This window comes from Acinetobacter sp. YH12231, from assembly GCF_013417755.1.
GTDB classification, from domain to species: domain Bacteria; phylum Pseudomonadota; class Gammaproteobacteria; order Pseudomonadales; family Moraxellaceae; genus Acinetobacter; species Acinetobacter amyesii.
Genome location: NZ_VPDJ01000059.1, coordinates 1 through 1,789, shown reverse-complemented (window position 1 = coordinate 1,789; position 1,789 = coordinate 1). Strand labels below are relative to the sequence as shown.

Below are 1,789 nucleotides of genomic sequence, written 5' to 3'. Positions count from 1 at the left end.
TATCCGCCCAAAAACGTGCCATTCATGTGCAATTTTCCAACCCTGCGTTGAATGACGAGCTTTTTATTCAACGTATTGATGGGGAGCATGTCTTAAACCAAGGCCTGCAAGCGACTTTGATTTGCCTATCTACGAATGCACTTATTCCACTAAAACAATTTATTGGCGTACAAGTCGCCGTTGATCAAGTGACCGATCAGGGCGAACTCTTCCGCACCACGGGTATTATTACCGAAGCCACCCAAGGCCAGAGTGACGGTTCACTCACGCTGTATAAACTCACTTTAGAGGATGCAACATCGCTGTGGCATAAACGCCGCAACAGCCGTGTGTTTATGAACAAATCTGTTCGCGATGTCAGTGAAACTCTCTTTAAAGAATGGCAAAGCAAAAGTCCGCTCTTTGCTGCCAGTCTAACGCTAGATCTAAGCGGTTTAAGTCAGAACTATGATGTACGACCTTTCATCATGCAGTCGAATGAAAGCGATTATGACTTTTTAACGCGTCTTTGGCGCAGTGAGGGTATCAACTGGCTCATCGATGAAGCGCAGCTGAAAGTGCCGCATTCCTCAGCGCCAATTGAAAAACAAAAACTCCGCCTGATTGATGACAATAGCCAATATCAAGCACTCAGCCGTCGTAGTATCCGCTTTCATCGCTCTAGTGCCACAGAAAAACAAGACAGCATCACCAGCTTGATCGGTGAACGTAGCATTCAGCCGACTGCGGTACACATACAGCGCTGGCAAGCCGATGGACTCAGCCAAGAAGAAGGCGCAGGCTCAGTTCAAAGCAAACATCAGCATAGCCAAAGCCAAGACAATGCCAGCTTAAGTCTAGAGCAAGCATGGCATATCAGCCCTGCATGGATGCAAGACTTAAAAGGCGAAGACCAAGCTACCGCTTCATCAAACAGTCAGATTGAAAAACTGAATCAAAACCTAACGCGCTACCACGAGCTACAATCGAAAAAATTCAATGCACAATCGACTGTGCGCGATACCCAAGTCGGCTATTGGTTTGAGCTGAATGAACACCCAGAAATCGATCAACACAGTGGTGCAGACAAGCAATTTTTAATCACAGAAAAGAAATTCTATAACCAAAATAATTTACCCAAAGATCTTACAGAACAAGTCAATCAACTGATTGAACAAAGCCAGTGGAATATTAAACCCATCCATGAACAGGCCGAGCGTCAGGCCAATCAGCTCACATTGCAACGCCGCAGTATTGCGACGGTTCCTGAATATAACCCACTTGAACACCGTCCAAGCACCCATCCGCAACGTGCTAAAGTCGTTGGACCAAGCGGTGAGGAAATACATGTCGATGAATGGGGACGAATCAAAGTCCGCTTCTTATTTACCCGTGGAGATGACCACAGCCATGATGGCGGTGCAGGCAGCAATGACAATGACACGGACTCTGCATGGGTAGATGTACTGACTCCATGGGCAGGTGAAGGTTATGGAGCACGATTCTTACCGCGCATTAATGAAATCGTGGTCATCGATTTCTTTGACGGCAATATCGACCGACCATTTGTGGTGGGGCGTATACATGAGGCACAGCGCAGTCCAACCCAATTTGATAGTAAAGGCAAACTGCCAGACACAAAAAAACTAGCGGGAATAAAAAGTAAGGAAGTCCAAGGGGAAGGCTTTGGACAACTGCGCTTTGATGACACCACAGGACAAATTTCGACACAATTACAAAGTACCCATGGTGCTACCCAGCTCAACCTCGGTAACCTCAGTCATCCCAAAGAAACCGCAGAAAGTGCAGG

1 protein-coding gene is annotated in these 1,789 nt (G+C 46.7%); it reads left to right on the top strand.

Going from position 1 to position 1,789, the window contains the following annotated elements:
- On the top strand, nt 1-1,789 hold a 1,789-nt coding region (locus FTV11_RS16870; protein WP_180074505.1), incomplete at both ends, for a type VI secretion system Vgr family protein.